An 18500-nucleotide genomic window follows, 5' to 3' on the forward strand; every position below is an offset into this window, starting at 1 on the left:
AGACAATAAATTTTATTCAATTCTATATTTGCACCGTTATAATCTCAGCGTATTTCAGCTCATTACGTATGCCTTCCTTACACGAACAGGACTATATTCAACAGCTTTCCATTGATTGCATCATTTTTGGCTACCAAGACAAGCAACTCAACGTCTTAATTCCTAAGCTTAAATTCTGGGGTGATTTTTGGGCGTTGCCGGGTGGGTTTATTTCCCAGAATGAGAGTATAGACCAGGCCGCCCGCCGAATTCTCCAAGAGCGAACTGGCTTAAAAGACATCTATTTGGAGCAGTTTCGGGTATTTGGCGACACTGAGCGTACAAACGCTCGTTTTGTACAGGAATTACTTGAACGCAATGAAGACACCTTGGGAAGTGGGCCGTTCAATTTAAAAGAACTTGAGTGGATTACCCGACGCTTTATCTCGATCGGGTATTATGCTCTGGTGGACATGAAGAAGGTCGTTCCCCAGAAGAGTGATATTGACGAGTCCGTTGGGTGGTATAATTGTAAGCATTTACCAACCCTGATAATGGACCACAATGAGATGATAACCAGTGCCCTCGACACCTTGCGGCAAAACCTCGATCAAAAGCTGATCGGATTTAACCTGCTTCCTGAAACATTTACGATGAAGGAAGTGCAGGAACTCTACGAAGCTATTTTTGATAAGCCCCTGGCCCGCAATAATTTCCAAAAAAAAATTCTGGACCTTAATGTGTTGGAACGGCTTGATAAGAAGTTCACGGGTGCCGCCAACAAGGCACCTTACCTCTACCGATTTCTGAAGTAACCGCAGAACTAGTACTACTTTTTTTGATTTGCGCCGGATTGATTGATTTGACCCAATAAACCGATGAATCGAATCGGCCAGGCATCCTCGGTCTGTGTCCTCATAGACCGCCTTAGATCAGCCTTTGCTAAAGCGGTCTGTGAGGACACAGACCGAGGATACATTAAAACGGCTTTGACTGAAAAAAGGAACCGAAATAGAGCTCTTTTTTCAGTCAAAGCCGTTTTAATCCAGCGTACTAGTTGCCTTAGATCTCTGAATAAGCTGTTGGGTGCAACAGGTAAATGTCGGCCCGCAGAAAGTTGTGGGCATATTCAGGGAGCGCATTTAACGTTTTCCAGGCCGGATCGGCACCGAACGCTTTCCAATGAGTATCACGTTCCGTTTTGTTTTCAAATGAGGTCATATACATCATGCTCGGCTGCTTGCCGCCCACTTTTACCTGACCACAGAACACCGTGTTGAAACCCAGCCGCTTGAAAATATCCAGCTCGCCATTGTTGAACTGGCTGATCTTGTTCTCATGCAATTTCTCGGTAGCGGCTTCGTACCGGCGAAGTTCATAAATACGCTCGGAAGCTGGTGCGTTCAATTTTGGCACGATCATACTGGGCATACCGGCAAACGACTCCATCAGAATCGATTCGAAGCCCTTATAAACAGGCTTGTCAAAAGCAGCCTCCAGATAATCCTGCCCGGCCGACGTATATTGTTTGTCTTTCGCCAGTGTTTCGGGCAGGCCCATAAACTGATCGACCGATTTGAACGGAATAAGCATGTACACCAGTGAGTCGGCGTCGGCGGGTGTGAAGACGCCAATTTTTCCGATACCTGCTCGATGCAGCGCGGGTAGATACGCCTGCTTCAAATACGTTTCCAGCCGGTCTTTCTGGCTGTTATCTTTTAGGTGATAAATTTTGATCTGGTAAAATTCACGTTTAGGCGCGAAACCAAATCCTTGATTCAGGCTGAAGAGGAGAGCCACGAGAAGGCCAACGAACGGAGTACCTACTGCTTTACGATTACTGAACATACTTAAATAAATTGTATTTGGTACAAAAGCAGGAAACCATAAAAAACTCACAATGGTAATCTGAGATTTTCGAAATTGAGTTAAAATTCCCTATCGCGTCAGCCGATAAATGAACAGAGCCGTCCGTTGAATCAACAAGGGATATTCTTTGGTGTTCATGGTTTCTTCAATACTGTGCGCTCCTTTACCCGACGCACCCAACCCATCCAGACAGGGCATGTATTGCGCGACAAACGACACGTCGCCCGCCCCGCGCGAACCGGGATCACCCGCCTGAACGGGACCGATGCCCATATCGCGACTGAGTTTATCTAGTTGTTTTCGAAGGTCATCGTTGGCCGCCGATGGTTCCATTCCTGGAATGCCGTCTGAAAATGAGATCGTTGCTTTCGTGAGTGGCAGCGACTTATCGACAATTTCGCGCATGTGGGTTCGGGCGCTTTCCTTCTGCGCTTCGGTCAAAAACCGCAGGTCGCCTTTTACCAGCGCCGTTCCGGCTACAATGTTTGTCTTGCCGATGGTTTCCGCTTTGGCGGTTTTATCATCATAATGCACCTCCGAACCGCCTACGATCAAGCCGGGATTGAAGGTCAGGTATTGTTCCTGCCCCAACGTGCGCCGAAATTCGTTCAGAATGCGAACAGCTTCATAAATCGCGCCGTAACCCAGGTCGCTGAAAATCCGGGACGAATGCCCCGTTCGGGCTTTTACGTTGAGCGTCCAGCTGCTGGAACCCCGCCGACCAGTAGTGACACTATGCAACCCCTGCGCCGTTTCGAACGCCAGGGCGATATCACATTTCTTGGCTCGTTCCACAAAATCAATACGGCTGGCGGCCCCGCCCCCACTTTCTTCATCGCCAGTAAAATAGACCGTAATAGACGCGTCGTCGAGCAGTTTTTGGTCATTCAGAGCTTTTAAAGCGGCAATCACCAGCACGTCGCCCCCTTTGATGTCATTGACCCCCTGCCCCGAAGCCGTCGAATCATTGACACGGGTGAAAGGTTCCATCGGCAGGCTCTTCTCAAAGACGGTATCCAGATGGCCAATCAGAAACAGCTTTTTCCCTTTCTTACCCTGCCGGGTAGCCACCAGGTGTCCGGCCCGATTGAGGGAATCGGGTAAGGTAATCCACTCTGTTTTAAAGCCCAGCTTGCCGAGTTCATCCGACATTAGCTTACCGACCGTCCGGACGCCTTCTTTATTTAACGAGCCGCTATTGATATTAACGACCTTTTCGAGAAAGGCCTCGGTTTCAGGCATCTGCTTTTTGACGGTGGCCACAACGCCTGCTTCTGTTTTGGGAAGTGACTGGGCGAACGCACCCGATGTGACCATTAACAGACTAAATAAAATATGCTTCATGACTTTAATTTAATTGGGGAAATTACCTAAAAGACAAAATATTAAGTGACAAACGTACAATCTTAAGGTGATATAAATTGCTTATGCGCCTAGTCTTAAAAATAAACTCAATAAACGCACAGTAATTAATCTAAACGGATTCAACATCCCGCTGTTCATCACTTCTTCTGCTATTCTTCTTATCTTCGGTCCAAAATGGTACCTCGTCAAACCACCATTTATAACGTCAGTCACGTCACTATTCATGAAATACGTTTCCCTGATTCTGCTTCTCTGTTTCTACACCCTCACCGATACGTTTGCCCAAAAGCCTGCCAGTACAGAAAAACAAGGCCCAAAAGAAGACAAGCCCAGTGCCTCTTCCCGCACGCTGAACATGGACGCGCAGGTTGTGACCAATGGGCAGGTCACGATTAAAGGTCAACGGGTTCCTTATAAAGCGACCGCAGGCACCATTCCGGTTTGGGATGAAGAGGGGAAGCCCATTGCCGGGGTATTTTTTACTTATTTCGAACGGTCCGACGTAGCCGACCGAACGACCCGTCCGTTAGTCATCTCGTTCAATGGTGGGCCAGGTACGGCTTCCGTCTGGATGATGATTGGCTACACCGGCCCGCGCATCCTGAAGATTGATGACGAAGGCTATCCAACCCAGCCTTATGGCATTAAAGACAATCCGAACTCGATTCTGGATGTGGCCGACATTGTGTATGTCGATCCGGTCAATACGGGGTTTTCCCGCCCCGCCAATAAAGATGTACCCGCAGCCAAACTGTTCTTTGGCGTCAACGCCGACATTAAATACTTAGCCGATTGGCTCAATACCTTTGTTAGTCGCTACAACCGCTGGGCATCGCCCAAGTATTTGATTGGTGAAAGTTACGGCACTACCCGCGTATCGGGCTTGGCCCTTGAACTCCAGAACGCCCACTGGATGTACCTGAATGGCGTTATTCTGGTTTCGCCAACTGATTTGGGGATCGAACGGGATGGTCCTGCCAAAGGAGCCCTCAAGCTCCCCTACTTTGCCGCTACAGCCTGGTATCACAAAGCCTTACCCGCTGACTTGCAAAAGAAAGACCTGACCGATATTCTGCCCGAGGTGGAAGCCTTCACAATCTCGGAGTACCTGCCCGCTCTGGCCCTGGGCGGCTCCCTGAGCGATCAGAAACGGAAGGAAATCGCGGCTAAAGTGGCCCGGTATTCGGGCTTATCCGAAACGGCCGTGATGCAGCAGAACCTGGATGTACCCGCTAATTTTTTCTGGAAAGAACTGCTCCGAAGCAAAAGCCAGACGGTCGGACGGCTGGATTCCCGGTATCTGGGTATAGATAGTAAAGATGCCGGTATCAGTCCCGATTATAATGCCGAGCTGACCTCCTGGCTGCATTCCTTCACGCCCGCTATCAACATGTTTATGCGCGAAGAACTGAACTACAAAACTGATCTGAAATATTACATGTTTGGTCCCACATTTCCCTGGGACAATACCAACAACCATACGGGCGAAAACCTGCGTCAGGCGATGGCTCAGAATCCGTATCTGCATCTATTGGTGCAATCGGGCTATTATGATGGGGCCTGCGATTACTTTAATGCCAAATACAATATGTGGCAGATGGACGCCAGCGGCAAACTGAACGACCGAATGGAATGGGTTGGCTACCGGAGCGGCCACATGATGTATCTCCGCAAAGAAGATCTCGCCACCAGCAACGAACACCTGCGAAAGTTCATTCAGAAAAGCACTCCCCAAAACAGCGCACCCGCTAAGTATTCGGGAAGCCGGTAGCGCTGTTATTTTTTAATGCATTGGCACAAAGACTCACTTTTTTTCTTCGTGCCAATGCACTTACAATCACTTCAACAAGCTGTTTTTATGGCGTTAGACGAGGCAGATATCTTTGTTCAATTCAGGCGGGAACTTCATCAGTTCCCTGAAGTGTCGTGTCAGGAAGTGGACACGCAAAGACGGATAAAATCGTTTGTCAATCCGTTTGCGCCCACCCGCCTGGTTGAACTGGCCACTACTGGTTTGCTGCTCCAATATGGTGAAAGCAATGAAGGGCCCGTCACCTTAATCCGGGCAGATAGTGATGCGTTACCAATCCAGGAGATAAATACGTTTGCTCACAGGTCAAGAATTGACGGTGTCTCACACAAGTGCGGTCACGATGGTCACGTGGCTATCCTGGCTCGGCTGGCGTCTCTGTTGGGGCAAAAACCGATCGCACTGGGCCGGGTATATTTGCTATTTCAGCCCGCCGAAGAAAATGGCAAAGGGGCCGAATCGGTACTGGCTGACCCCGCCTTCGCGGCCATTCGTCCCGACCGGGTTTTCGCTCTGCACAATATACCGGGTTATGAACAAGGCGTCATTGTGTGTAAACCAGGCTCATTTACGCCATCTGTACTGAGTCTGATTGCCACGTTCGAAGGGAAGGTTTCCCATTCGGCCGAACCTGAAAAGGGCTTGAATCCAGCTTATGCTATGGCCGATTTCATGCTTAAAACCAGGCAAATACAACATACTGATCCGGGGTCGGATGCGTTTGCGCTGATAACGCCGGTTTATACGACAATGGGGGAGAAATCCTACGGCATCTCGGCGGGTTATGGAGAGGTTCATTTAACCTTACGAACCCGCAATGCCAAACGGATGGAAGCTTTGACGGCTCAGTTAGTGGCGTTGCTCGATGACCTGGCTACCGACAGTGGCCTGGCCATAAAAACAAGCTATACGGAGGCCTTCTTTGCCAATGAAAACAATACCGACGCGTATGAGCAGATCAAATCCAGCGCACTAAAACTCGGCTACACATTCGTTGAAAAACAAGAGCCCTTCAAATGGGGCGAAGATTTCGGATTATTTACCCAGCATTTTCCCGGTGCTATGTTTGGCATTGGCAATGGTGTAGACTCGCCAGCTCTGCACAATGACGATTATGATTTTAACGATAACCTGATCGAACCAGCGGCCCGGTTATTTTTTGACCTGATCGAAATCGCTCATTTTTGACTATTCCTCCACGGTCCGTGCCCTACTTCCACGGTTTGTGTCCTCACGGACCGCTTATTAAGGTTGCTGACGCGAGTACGGTCCGTGAGGACACAAACCGTGGAGAAAGTTGCCGTCTCCACATAATTAACAGCCAAGATTATCGACCAGCGGAATAAAATTCTATTTTGCGACGAAACTCATTCAGTCACATATCCTTTTGAAAACACTCATCACGTTCCTGCTGCTGATCCCCGTATTTGTTGTTGCCCAAACGACGCCATCGGCTAATCCATACCCATTTACTCCCGCCCAAGATTCCGCTTATGTGCGTGAGAACTACCAGAAATCTGAATTTCTGGTGCCCATGCGCGATGGCACCAAACTGTTTACGCAGGTCTATGCCCCAAAAGACCAGACCGTAAAACATCCGATCATTATGCAACGGACGCCCTACAGTTGCCAGCCTTACGGCGTTGAGCGCATCCGTCGGCGGGTTGGGCCCAATGCATTCATGCTTCGCGATAATTACATCGTTGTCTATCAGGACGTTCGGGGGCGGTGGGCATCTGAGGGAACATTTGTCGAAATGACTCCGCACATAGATGTCAAGAAAGGAAACGCCGACCACGACGAAGCATCTGACACCTACGATACCATCGATTGGCTGCTGAAAAACATGCCTAACAACAACGGCAATGTCGGGCAATGGGGCATTAGTTATCCCGGCTTCTTTACCTCAGCGGGGGCCGTATCGGGGCATCCTGCCCTGAAAGCATCCTCTCCACAAGCGCCTATGGCTGACCTCTGGCGCGATGATGCGTTTCACAATGGGGCGTTTATGATTGCCGCCAACTTTGGGTTCTACACGTTTTTTCAGGAACACAAACAACCGACCAAACAGAATCCTCCAGCTATCTTCGACATCAACGATCCCGACGGCTATCATTTTTACCTGAACATGGGCCCAACGGCCAATTCGGAAAGTGCTTACTACAAGGGACGCAACAAATACTATCACGAGAATTTCGAGCATCCAGATTACGACGAGCATTGGAAAAAGCGCAACATTCTGCCGCACCTCAAAGGCATTAAGCAGGCCGTTATGGTTGTCGGCGGCTGGTACGATGAGCAGGATTTATTTGGTACCTTCAATACCTACAAGGCAATTGAGAAACAGAATCCGGGTATTCAAAGCATCTTCGTGGTAGGCCCCTGGGTGCATGGCGGCTGGGCGGGTCCGTCGGGGCAAACGCTGGCTGACCTGGATTTTGGTTCGAAGGTATCGCCCTACTATCAGGAAAATATCGAAGCGAAATTCTTCAAACATTACCTCTTCAACGAGGCTACTTCCCTATCCCTTCCCGAAGCCACCCTATTTGAAACCGGGTCGAATCGCTGGCGTTCCTTCGATACGTATCCGCCGAAAGGAACGGTTCAGAAACAACTGTATCTGGCAGGAAATGGCAAACTCAGCTTTACCCCGTCAACAACCGGTGCGGCCTTCTCCGAATTCCCGTCTGACCCGGCGCATCCGGTCCCATTTTCCAGCAAAATCAACGATGGCTTTTCCGCCGATTACATGGTCGAGGATCAGCGATTTGCCTCGGCACGCCCGGATGTGCTAACGTTCCAAACCGACGCGCTTACCGAAGACTTGACGTTAGCCGGACCAATTTTAGCCCAGCTTACCGTTTCCACCACGGGTACCGATGCCGACTGGGTTGTTAAAGTCATTGATGTGTATCCGCCCGATGCGCCCCAGAATCCGAAGAAACCAGATGTTGTCTACGGCGATTATCAGCAGTTGGTGCGCAGTGATATTATTCGGGGACGTTACCGGAATAACATCAGCAAACCTGAACCATTCACCCCGAATCAGCCCACTTCCGTTGCCGTCGAGTTGCAGGATGTGCTGCATACGTTCAAAAAAGGGCATCGGCTTATGGTGCAGGTACAAAGTTCATGCTTCCCCTGGAGTGACCGGAATCCGCAAACATTTGTCCCTATTTTTAGCGCGAAAGAGTCCGACTACAAGAAAGCAACCCATCGGGTGTACCACGGCAAGCCGGGCGCCAGTTTCTTAAAAGTGGGCGTTCTGGCTCAGTAATTAGTCCACGCAAATGATTCATTCTCAGTCGCAACGTATGCGTGTGCTATTTGCCTTAGCAGGGCTTCTGTTTATTCCTTTTTTTGTTCAGGCTCAAGCCAGGCCAATGCTTGCGGTTACGCCCCTCAACGACCAGGTTTATGTCCACACAACCTACGGTATTTATGGAAAAACGCCTTTTCCGTCTAACGGACTGATTATTAAAACAACTGACGGTGTCGTTTTGGTTGATACAGGCTGGGATACGGACACCAACACCGATAATACGCGCCAGTTGCTCCAGTGGGTTAGTAATAACCTGCATCAGCCGGTTCGGCTTTGTATCGTGACGCACGCCCACGAAGATCGGGTGGGCGGTATCAGCGAACTCCGCAAAGCAGGTATCCGGGTCATCAGCACACCACTGACCGCCCGAAAATCAGTCGCACTGGGCTTTCAGGCACCCGACGGTATTTTACCAAACGATACCACGTTCTCAATCGGTCAGGAGCCCATTCGTTGTTTCTTCCCCGGCGAAGGGCACACGAATGATAACATCGTCGTCTGGCTGCCCAACCAGCAAATACTCTACGGCGGCTGTCTGATAAAAAGTGTAGCGGCCTTTGGCATGGGAAACCTCGCCGATGCGAACCTCAACCAATGGGCTGGCTCCATTCAAACGCTGATGAAGCAGTTCGGAGGAGCCCGGATTGTGGTACCCGGCCATCAGGACTGGGGTGATTCAAAGTCGATGGAGCATACGCTGCAACTGCTGGCCAAGCATGCCGCAGCCAAAAAGTAAGCCGTTAAAAATCTTAAAATCTTCCTTCTGTCATGCCCAAACTTCTCCTGATGGACCACGATGGGGCCATTGATGATCTGTTATCGCAATTACTCGTCCTGACCATGCCCGATGTTCAGCTGATCGGTGTTACGGTCACGCCCGCCGATTGCTACATTGAGCCCGCCCTTGACTCGACGTATAAGCTGCTTCAACTGATGGAGCAGGAGCATGTTCCCCTAGGGCGCGGTGACTATTACGGCATCAACGCCTTTCCGGGCGAATGGCGGGCACGGCCCGAAATCATTAATGCCCTGCCACTGCTCATCAATCTGCCCAAGTCGCCCGATCCTTACGCCTATTTGAGTGCGCCCGATTTGATCATGGAGACGTTAACGAAGGCGACCGAAAAGGTAAGCATTTTACTGACGGGCCCATGCGCCAATCTGGTCCTGGCACTGGAGAAAGCACCGGAATTAAAAGAGAAGATCCAGGAAATCGTTTGGATGGCCGGGGCGTTTCGCGTTCCAGGCAATGTGCAGACGTATCAACACGATGGTACGGCCGAATGGAATGTATTTTGGGACCCGATCAGTTCGCAAAAGCTGGTTTCCTATGAATTACCGCTGACACTCATTCCGCTGGATGTAACGAATCATGTGCCGGTTACCAAGCCGTTTCTGTCCGCGTTAGCTACCCAGATTGACTACAGGCTATCTAACCTTACGGGCCAGTTTTGGGCGCTAACGATCGACACCATTCCAAGTTATCAGTACACCTATTTTATGTGGGACATTTTGGCAACCAGCTACTTAGCAATGCCCGAACACTTCACCACCGAACGGGTGAAAGCAAACGTCAGTACACGGCCACCCAATGCGGGACAAACGTACCTGGACGAATCAGGCTACGAGCTGACCATCGCAACGGATGTGAATGTGGCCTATTTTTATGACTACCTGCTAGCGCAGTTTAAACGTTGACTGGGCTCGGTGCCTGAATCTGTCGTGCTGGTTTATGATTTATAGTTTACGGTTTGTGGTTGTGGATGGTACGAACGAAGACGTTCGTACCATCCACAACCACAAACTATTGCTTTGGCTTCATCAGTTTTCGTTTGAAGTATTCGGCAGTAGCAGCACTCATTTTCAAGGCATTGGTGTGTTTCATCCAGTGGTGTGTGTCGTCCACAATCACTAACGTTTCCATGGGAACGCCCTGTTTATCAAGACGCTGGACAAGGTCTGTGCTTTGGCTGAAGCGCACATTGCGGTCATCGTCGCCATGAATGATGAGTACGGGCGATGTCCAGCTACTAACCGATGAAACCGGCGATGATTCCCAGACAATTTTAGCTGCTTTATCGGCATCCGGGACCTTCTCAAACCGATCGGTCGCGCTAACCCCATAGCGTTGCTGGCTCCAGTCATGAACGCCGTGAATATCTACACCAGCCGCGAAAAGTTTAGAATCACGGGCGAGGGCAAGCGCCGTCAGATAACCGCCATACGAGCCGCCATAAATACCAATTTTAGTGGCATCGACCTGGGGTTGCTCCGAAAGCCATACGGCCGCAGCGCGAACATCCTGGTATTCGGATGCGCCGGTTGCGCCACCATTTGCCGGCTGATGGAAATCATAGCCATACCCGATACCCAGCCGATAATTCACGGATAACACTACAAATCCCTGACCAGCTAAATACTGGTTGAGGGCGTATGAATTGGCGTAGTAATCTGAGTAATTCCAACCCAACAGCATTTGGCGCGGAGGGCCACCATGAACATAAATCAGCGTGGGCTTTTTGGAAGGCCCACCTGTTGGCTCAAAAAGCTGGCCATGAACGGTCATTCCGTCCGGCGACTTAAATGTAACTTGCTTAGGTATTACCAACTGAGTGGTCGGGAAGTTGGCTGGCACCAGATTCTGGGCTAATACTTTAGGTGTCCCTTTGGTAAAGGCCATCACCGTTGGCAGTGGCGGGCGCTGGGCCGTGGCACTGATCATGGCAATGGTAGCGCCATCCCCCGTTACGACGGGTGTCCATTCCAGGCCCGCTCCCGGTGTCAATACTTCCATAGCCGCTTTATCGACAGGCACACGAACGGCGTGCCGGCGGTCGATGTCCAGTTTATCGGGGCCAGTATTCCCACTGAATAACAACCATTTTCGGTCGTGGCTCATTGTAATATGTTCGGCCATGAACGGCGCCGGTGTCAATAACAAGGGACTTCCTCCCGACGAGGCAATGGAATACAAATGCGGCCAGCCATCCTGATACGACAGAAAAACAATGCGCTCATTGGCGGCCCAGTTCAGGTTAAAGCCTCCGTGCGTGGAAGGCACTGACCCCGCCAGCGTTTTGGGAGCCTGCCAGATTTGTGATGCATTGCCCGACGACGCAACATCGGCCGTCCAGATCGACCAGGGGCGGTGCTTACGCGTTAGCAGCGAGTCGGGAGCACCACCGGAGCCGGGTGTGCGAACAAAAACAAGTCGCTTGCTGTCGGGTGCCCAACGGGGTGACTCATCCTGCGAGAACGACGGCGCGATCCACAAAATGGGCGTGGTTTCGTTGGTAAAAACGCCCACAAAGGCGTGGTCCTTGCGGTCGCAGACAAAGGCCAGTTTCGAGCCATCGGGCGCCCATTGAATGGAGCTATTTGTACCCCTGGCGGTAAACATGGCTTTTGCCGCTGAAGACGCATCCAGGGGGGCTACCCAAACCTGACCACTTTTAATAAAGGCAACGCGGTCGCTTTTGGGCGAAATAGCAGGTGCATCGCCCTCGGCAATGGCCTTGGCTTCACCACCCGCAAAGGGAATACTCCAGATTTGAACCTTGGGCGGCACGGGCGTCGACATCGTATTGACGGGCAATTCGTCGTCCCAGTTAGAACCATGATCGCCCCCCCGCACGTAGATGACCCATTTTCCATCATCGGAAATGGACAGGCTCGTAATTTCCTGCCCATCATCGTCGGTGTAGTTAGTCAGTTTTCGGGGTGCAAAGTCAGGTCCTTCGGCAACGTATACATTCCGTTTACCCTGCTCATTGAATGCCCACGCAATACGCGACCCCTGTGCCGAACTGGTTAGCTCATTTGGGAAGGGGTAACTCTTCACCGCTTCCAGCGAGAAGGTCTGAGCCTGAACAGATTGATATAGCCAGAGCCCGAATAGCAGGCTCAGCAACGTAAACTTTTTCATGAGTTGATGGCTAAAATAAAAAGCTTATCTGAGAAGTCTGTGAAACATCCTCAAATAAGCTTTTTATTTTCTATTCTACCGAACAGAGCAAAGAAAATACTAACAGTCAGCTTTATAATACCATTATCATGGTCTTATAATCTGAAAATTTCATTACAAAATCTGAAAGCGGTTCACTCAGGAAGGCTCTTCGCTCTTTATTCTAAATAGGGCTCCCTCGACTGCCTCATCTACCCGAATCTGGCAAGCCAATCGACTATCCGAATCAGCGTCGGGCAGGGTATCGAGCATATCCAGTTCAAGATCCTGCGCCGGCGGTAAGTTATCAAATCCGTTCACGACCTGAACGTGGCAGGTCGCGCAGAGAGCCATCCCACCACAGGTTGCCAAAATGTTGTAGTCCGACGCTTTCAGCACTTCCATCAGGCTCAGGCTAATGCCTTCGGGTACCTCTACCGGCTTCTGTTCGCCATCCCGGTCTTCTACTGTGAATGTAATCATATTAAAAGGTAGGAACACCGTTGACGGTTGTGTATTTGAAACTCAGTTTCTGATTTGGGTGGACATGATGAAAGGCACTCTGACACATCAGAGCAGCCTCATGGAAACCACACAAAATCAACTTTAACTTACCCGGATAGGTATTGATGTCGCCGATGGCGTAGATCCGCTCGACGTTTGTAGAGTAGTCGGTCGTATCAACGCTAATGGCGGACTTGTCGATGCTTAATCCCCAATCAGCAATAGGGCCCAGTTTAGGCGTTAAGCCGAAAAGGGGAATCAGGTTGTCAGCCTCCAGGGTTGTGACGGACTTGTCTTTCGCCGTAATAGTAACCTCCTGCAAATGGCCGTTACCATTGATGCTGGTGATGTTCGATTGAAGAACGAGGTTAATACGCCCTTGTTTAGCTAACTCAACCACTTTCTCGGCCGAATCGGGTGCTCCTCGAAAACTGTCGCTCCGGTGAACAAGCGTTACTTCTTTCGCTATTTCGGCCAGGAAAATGGTCCAGTCAAGGGCAGAGTCGCCCCCACCGGCCAGCACGACCCGCCGGTTGCGTAACTGCTCGGGATTTTTGACCATGTAAGCAACACCCTTTCCTTCAAACTGTTCCAGGTTCAGAATTTCGGGTTTGCGTGGTTCAAAGCTGCCCAGCCCGCCCGCAATAACGACGACCTGGCAATGCACAGCTGTGCCATCGCTGGTGGTAATTTGGTAAGAGCCATCCTCCTGGCGATCAAGCGACTCAACGCGTTCGCCCAGGGTGAACCCCGGATTGAAGGGGGCAATCTGCTCCATCAGGTTATCGACCAGCGTCTGTGCGTTGATGGCCGGATAGCCGGGAATGTCATAGATTGGTTTCTGCGGATAAATTTCTGAAAGCTGCCCACCCACCTGTGGTAAGGCATCAATCAGGTGGCAGCGCATTTTCAATAAACCAGCCTCAAAAACAGCAAACAGGCCCACCGGACCAGCGCCAATTATGCAAATATCTGTTGTTATCATGTCTAGTGAACGAGCCGATTTTATCGACTCGTCAATCTTTTTCGTTACTTACTATAAGCTTAACCGTCTACTTCACAAAGGTAAGGGCGCACCTGCGGTTGAGGCTTATCATAACTTGTGATGATGTATTAACAAATGGAATACGGGATGCATTCATCGAGTCGCCCGATAAATGAGTAAGATGGCCCGTTCACATTGCCCAGCATGTCTGCTTAGATACCTTGTACCATTCTTACGTAAGCATCTATAGTGCAAAATTTTGTTCAACAGAACTACTATTCTTATTGTCAACCATTTAACAAAACACCCGATATGACTGCCCTACCGAACCATACAGCTAATCAATTACAAACGATAAATACGACTTTCAATACATTGACGGAATGGGCTGAGGCAACTGCCAGTTTGCACGAAAACTATACCAGACTGATGGCCTGTATCAGTCAGAACAAGCCGGAGAAAAAGACAAGGGCAACATCATCGGGTCGGTTATACATTGGACAATGCCCTGTTGATCAGATTATAACCCTGCTGAAGATAATGCAAGAGCAAATGGGAAGACTGGTAGCCGATATGGAGCAGATAAATTATCCTGCTCAGCCAGTACGGGCAGAAAACTATAAAAAGCTGGCTACGCATACCCGGATTATCAATAAACTAAACCAGCAGGCACAAACCAAACTTTGGTTAACTACCCTGCTGCCTGCATAGCTTGGACGCGAATCACAAAAGACAGCGTTCTTAATCTATGCATTGCCTACTCCATTAACCGCAGCTACTTTGGCGGCTAAACAGGTAGATTCTGGCACGAGGAACCTTCAAGGTCTAGCGCCTTATTGGGTTCTATTCCTCGTTTGCCATGAAACTGGTCTATAAAGCTGTTTTACTCAATTTACTGGTACTGACCAGCCTGGGCAGCAAAGTCATTGTTACCAAGTCCACCCTTCGGGCTCCTTTACCCATTAGCCTCAATCTAAAGGAGGAATTTCAAACGATTCATAGTTTTGGGGCATCGGATTGCTGGTCGGCTAAGTTTATTGGCACCTGGCAAAACGAAACAAAGAAGAATCAGATAGCCGACCTCCTCTTTAGTTTGGATACCCTGTCTGATGGCCAGCCTAAAGGCATAGGCCTGTCACTCTGGCGGATGAACATTGGCGCCGGGAGTTATGAGCAGAAAGACAGCAGCTTCATTACGGATGAATGGCGTCGGGAAGCATGCTTTCTCAGCCCCGATGGCCAGTACGACTGGAGCAAACAAGCCGGAAGCCAGTGGTTTCTGCAGGCAGCCCGCCGTCGGGGTGTCCGCTATGCGCTGGGCTTTACTAACTCGCCACCCGTGCAGATGACCCGCAATGGCAAAGCGTTTTCGGCAGGCGGAAAAAGCTTTAACCTCAAACCAACCGCCCTGGCGTCCTTCACCGATTTTTTAGTGACAGTTGCCACTCATTTCCAGCTCGATTACCTCAGCCCCATCAACGAACCGCAGTGGGACTGGACAGCCGGGAAAAATGGCAGGGCCAATCAGGAAGGTTCGCCCGCCGAAAACAAGGATATTGCCAGCGTAACAAGTGCTTTATCGACCAAGTTGCTGGCTAGTAAAGCCAAAACGACGGTTGTTACAGGCGAAGCTGGCCAATTAAATTACCTCTACGAAAAAGCCGAAAGTGGGCGGGGAAATCAACTCGATTACTTTTTTACAAACAACGGCCCTTCGCCCCTGGCCAGGCAACCCAACGTTGCGCCGATCTGGGCTTATCACAGTTATTTCACAACCTGTTCCGATTCAACATTAGTAGCAATTCGTCAGAGGGCCGCTCAGCGAGCCAAGGCTGTTGGTAACCCGATGTTGTGGCAAAGTGAATTTGGGGTATTGGGCGATATTTGCGGCAAATACAATGGCAGTCCGCGTCACACCGGAATAGATTATGGGTTATACGTGGCCAAAGTCATTCACAATGACCTGACAGTGGCCAATGTAACCTCATGGCAGTGGTGGCTGGCCATCAATCCGTACAATTATAGCGATGGGCTCGTCTACATCAACGGCCCCGATGGTACTTATCAGAAGCATGACAACGCCCGACGGGATGGCGAGGTCCTGGACTCCAAGCAGTTATGGGCGTTTGGCAACTATGCCCGTTTTGTTCGGCCTGGTATGAAACGGGTTGGTGTTCGCCTGGGTGCTGTCAGCAATCCAGTAGCCGAAGCCAGTCACTTTATGGTGTCGGCCTACAAAGACCCCATTCGCAAACAACTGGTACTCGTCTGCATCAACATGACATCAGATGCGGTGAGTCTGCCCATCAATGGTGTACATATCAGGCATAATCGTTTTGCGAGTTACACAACAACGAATACCAAATCACTGGCCAAATCGATTGTAGCGGCCAACCAAATTCAGGCCGAGCCAAAATCAGTTGTGACGCTGGTTGGCACGTATGAGTAGTTGTTGGCATAGTGGGCAACGTATTTTTGAGCGTAATGTAGTGCCCGGTACAGCCTGGAGGAACCCTAAAAAAGCAATTAACAGCAGGTTAATTATCAAACTGACCTGTAATTGTTATCATAAATAATGAATAGATTCAACTATTTTTGATCTGCTTTTGGCTTATGTATTCGGCTGTGAGTAGACTCGTTCTTTCACTCGTTTATATTTTGCCGACCAAGCTCTGTTATTGCCCTATCGAGTCGATGCGCTCTACTTGTGTGGCCCTGTAAACGCTATTGAGTACCCTTATTCCTGCTTATCATTTGTTTCTACTTAATTATGCAACGCAACGTCTGTTGTTCTCTTTTTTGCCTTTTGCTCTGCGCCCTAGGTGCATCAGCGCAACAAAACCAAATACCTTACGCAACAATTAGCCTTCAAAATCTCAACGATTTTAAGCCAACGGGTAGCAATTGGAAAATCGTCGGTGATGTTTTTTATGACCTGACCAAACCAGGTAAAGGCACGACAAAGTCGGGCACGGGCATTCTGGTCAATGATCCATCCGGAAAAAGCAAAGACCATCTTTTTACCAAGATGGAACATGGCGACCTGGACCTGGAACTCGATTTTATGATGGAGAAAGGGTCGAATTCAGGAGTTTATCTCCAAAGCCGTTATGAAGTTCAATTGTTCGACAGTTGGGGCGCCAGCGTACCGAAAGCGAGCGATTGCGGGGCAATTTATGAACGCTGGGACGACAGCCGCCCCGAAGGCCGGAAAGGATACGAAGGTCACCCACCGGCCCAGAATGTAAGTAAAGCGCCTGGTCTTTGGCAGCACCTGAGCATTATGTTCAAAGCACCCCGATTTAATGAAAAGGGCGAAAAAACAGCGAATGCCCGCTTCCTAAAGGTCATTTTGAACGGTGTAACGGTTCAGGAAAACGTCGAAGTATTAGGACCAACGCGCTCAGCCGCTTTTCAGGACGAAAAGCCCACCGGCTCACTCATGATTCAGGGCGATCATGGCCCGGTAGCCATCCGTAACATCCGATACAAGTCCTACGGAATCGAGCCCGTAACGCTCACCAACATGAAGCTGAGTGCTTACGAAGGCAAGTTCGCATCGGTAAATGACTTCGGTTCGCTCACGCCCACGCGGGAAATGGACATTACAATGCTGGCGCATTCGGCACCCGGCAGCCGGGATAAGTTCGGCGGTAAAATTACAGGCCTCCTGCACATTCCCCGTTCGGGCCAGTACTCACTAAATCTGAATCTGAACTGGATTCCGGCCGAAACCAACCCGGCAAATCCAAACGGGGCTGGCGAATTGATGATCGATAATAAGCCCGTTCTAAGCATCAGCGGCAAGAGTGGCGGCACGGCATCAGCCATGGTACAGTTGGAAGCCGGTGATCATCCGGTGGTGCTGGCTTACTACAAAAACTTCGGGCTGTGGTATGCCCGCCGAAACGATATTGTTCTGGGCGTTGAAGGCCCCGGTGTTCAGTATACAACCCTGAATCAGGTGATTCGGGTCGAAGAGCCGGTCGGTGAGATTGCGCTGCAGGCCAAAGATGAGCCGGTTATGCAGCGTGGCTTTGTCAATCACCACGGCCAGAAACATACGCATACTATATCCGTTGGCGAACCAGGCCATGTAAACTACAGCGTCGATTTGCGGAAAGGTGAATTTTTGCAAATCTGGCGGGGCAACTTTCTGGAAACCACACCGATGTGGTACGGACGGGGCGAAACCCAGTTATCGGTTCCTTTGGGCAGTGTTATTGAACTGTCGGGCAAGCCTTCGCTCACGTACCTCGCCGATCAGAACGCGGCCTGGCCAGATTCCAACGCTACCTATATGAACATGGGCTATGATGTAGATTCCAACGGTCGGCCAATTTTCAAATATACACTGGGTGCTTCGCAGGTGCGTGAATCGTTTGCGGCTGAAGAAGAGGGGCACAAGCTTTCACATTCCTTTACCGTAACACCTTCGTCAGGAGCGTCCACTCCGGGAGCATCCACTCCGGGAGCGTCCACTCCGGGAGCGTCCACTCGGGGAGAAGTCTGGTGCCGGGTTGCTGAAGGGAATGACATTACGGAGTTGCCAAACGGACTTTATGCCATAAATGACAAACAGTACTTCATTGAGCTACCGGCTAAACAGAAGCCCGTTATTCGTACGACAGCGCAAAAAACAAAAGAAATGCTGCTGCCCGTAAAGCCAGCCACTGCCGCCGGTACAATAACCTATTCTATTATCTGGTAAGCTCAACTTTCT

At 50.1% G+C, this 18500-nt stretch carries 14 protein-coding genes; 9 read left to right on the forward strand and 5 right to left on the reverse strand.

Annotation, left to right across the window (positions count from 1 at the left end):
- The first annotated feature begins 68 nt into the window (after positions 1-68).
- A complete protein-coding gene (locus SD10_RS17415) occupies positions 69-794 on the forward strand; it encodes an NUDIX hydrolase (RefSeq protein ID WP_046575457.1) in 726 nt (241 codons plus the stop codon).
- A 247-nt stretch (positions 795-1041) separates the two neighbouring features.
- On the opposite strand, the gene SD10_RS17420 is transcribed toward SD10_RS17415, so the two are convergent.
- Together SD10_RS17420 and SD10_RS17425 are read right to left on the reverse strand one after the other, a co-directional pair.
- A complete protein-coding gene (locus SD10_RS17420) occupies positions 1042-1827 on the reverse strand; it encodes an NIPSNAP family protein (RefSeq protein WP_046575459.1) in 786 nt (261 codons plus the stop codon).
- 90 nt (positions 1828-1917) lie between these two features.
- Entirely contained in the window at positions 1918-3192 is a 1275-nt protein-coding gene (locus SD10_RS17425; protein WP_046575462.1) for a M20/M25/M40 family metallo-hydrolase, read from the reverse strand.
- A gap of 244 nt (positions 3193-3436) precedes the next feature.
- On the opposite strand from SD10_RS17425, the gene SD10_RS17430 reads away from it, so the two are divergent.
- From SD10_RS17430 to SD10_RS17450, 5 genes are all read left to right on the forward strand, one after another.
- Positions 3437-4984 carry a S10 family peptidase gene (locus tag SD10_RS17430; protein WP_046575464.1) on the forward strand — a complete coding sequence of 516 codons (1548 nt, stop codon included), beginning with the start codon at positions 3437-3439 and terminating at the stop codon, positions 4982-4984.
- A gap of 54 nt (positions 4985-5038) precedes the next feature.
- Complete coding sequence (locus tag SD10_RS17435; protein ID WP_227698996.1) at positions 5039-6211, forward strand: amidohydrolase; 1173 nt, start codon at positions 5039-5041, stop codon at positions 6209-6211.
- 199 nt (positions 6212-6410) lie between these two features.
- Positions 6411-8300, forward strand: a complete 1890-nt coding sequence (locus SD10_RS17440; protein WP_227698998.1) for a CocE/NonD family hydrolase — start codon at positions 6411-6413, stop codon at positions 8298-8300.
- A 13-nt stretch (positions 8301-8313) separates the two neighbouring features.
- Positions 8314-9081: a subclass B1 metallo-beta-lactamase gene (gene bla, locus SD10_RS17445; protein ID WP_227699000.1), complete on the forward strand. Its 768-nt coding sequence runs from the start codon at positions 8314-8316 to the stop codon at positions 9079-9081.
- Positions 9082-9113: 32 nt separating this feature from the next.
- Positions 9114-10043: a nucleoside hydrolase gene (locus tag SD10_RS17450; RefSeq protein WP_046575472.1), complete on the forward strand. Its 930-nt coding sequence runs from the start codon at positions 9114-9116 to the stop codon at positions 10041-10043.
- Positions 10044-10149: 106 nt separating this feature from the next.
- Here SD10_RS17450 and SD10_RS17455 read toward each other — a convergent pair whose 3' ends face one another.
- The 3 genes from SD10_RS17455 to SD10_RS17465 form a co-directional block, all read right to left on the reverse strand.
- Complete coding sequence (locus SD10_RS17455) at positions 10150-12270, reverse strand: S9 family peptidase (RefSeq protein WP_046575473.1); 2121 nt, start codon at positions 12268-12270, stop codon at positions 10150-10152.
- A 177-nt stretch (positions 12271-12447) separates the two neighbouring features.
- Complete coding sequence (locus tag SD10_RS17460) at positions 12448-12771, reverse strand: 2Fe-2S iron-sulfur cluster-binding protein (RefSeq protein ID WP_046575476.1); 324 nt, start codon at positions 12769-12771, stop codon at positions 12448-12450.
- A 1-nt stretch (position 12772) separates the two neighbouring features.
- Positions 12773-13777, reverse strand: a complete 1005-nt coding sequence (locus SD10_RS17465; protein ID WP_046575477.1) for an NAD(P)/FAD-dependent oxidoreductase — start codon at positions 13775-13777, stop codon at positions 12773-12775.
- Between the two features lie 312 nt (positions 13778-14089).
- On the opposite strand from SD10_RS17465, the gene SD10_RS17470 reads away from it, so the two are divergent.
- From SD10_RS17470 to SD10_RS17480, 3 genes are all read left to right on the forward strand, one after another.
- Entirely contained in the window at positions 14090-14488 is a 399-nt protein-coding gene (locus SD10_RS17470; RefSeq protein WP_046575479.1) for a hypothetical protein, read from the forward strand.
- 148 nt (positions 14489-14636) lie between these two features.
- The gene (locus tag SD10_RS17475) at positions 14637-16226 is read left to right on the forward strand and encodes a glycoside hydrolase (protein WP_082111627.1); all 1590 of its coding nucleotides are present in this window, start codon (positions 14637-14639) and stop codon (positions 16224-16226) included.
- A 357-nt stretch (positions 16227-16583) separates the two neighbouring features.
- Positions 16584-18488, forward strand: a complete 1905-nt coding sequence (locus SD10_RS17480) for a 3-keto-disaccharide hydrolase (protein ID WP_046575481.1) — start codon at positions 16584-16586, stop codon at positions 18486-18488.
- The last annotated feature ends 12 nt before the right edge of the window (positions 18489-18500 follow it).

Source organism: Spirosoma radiotolerans, from assembly GCF_000974425.1.
Lineage (GTDB): Bacteria > Bacteroidota > Bacteroidia > Cytophagales > Spirosomataceae > Spirosoma > Spirosoma radiotolerans.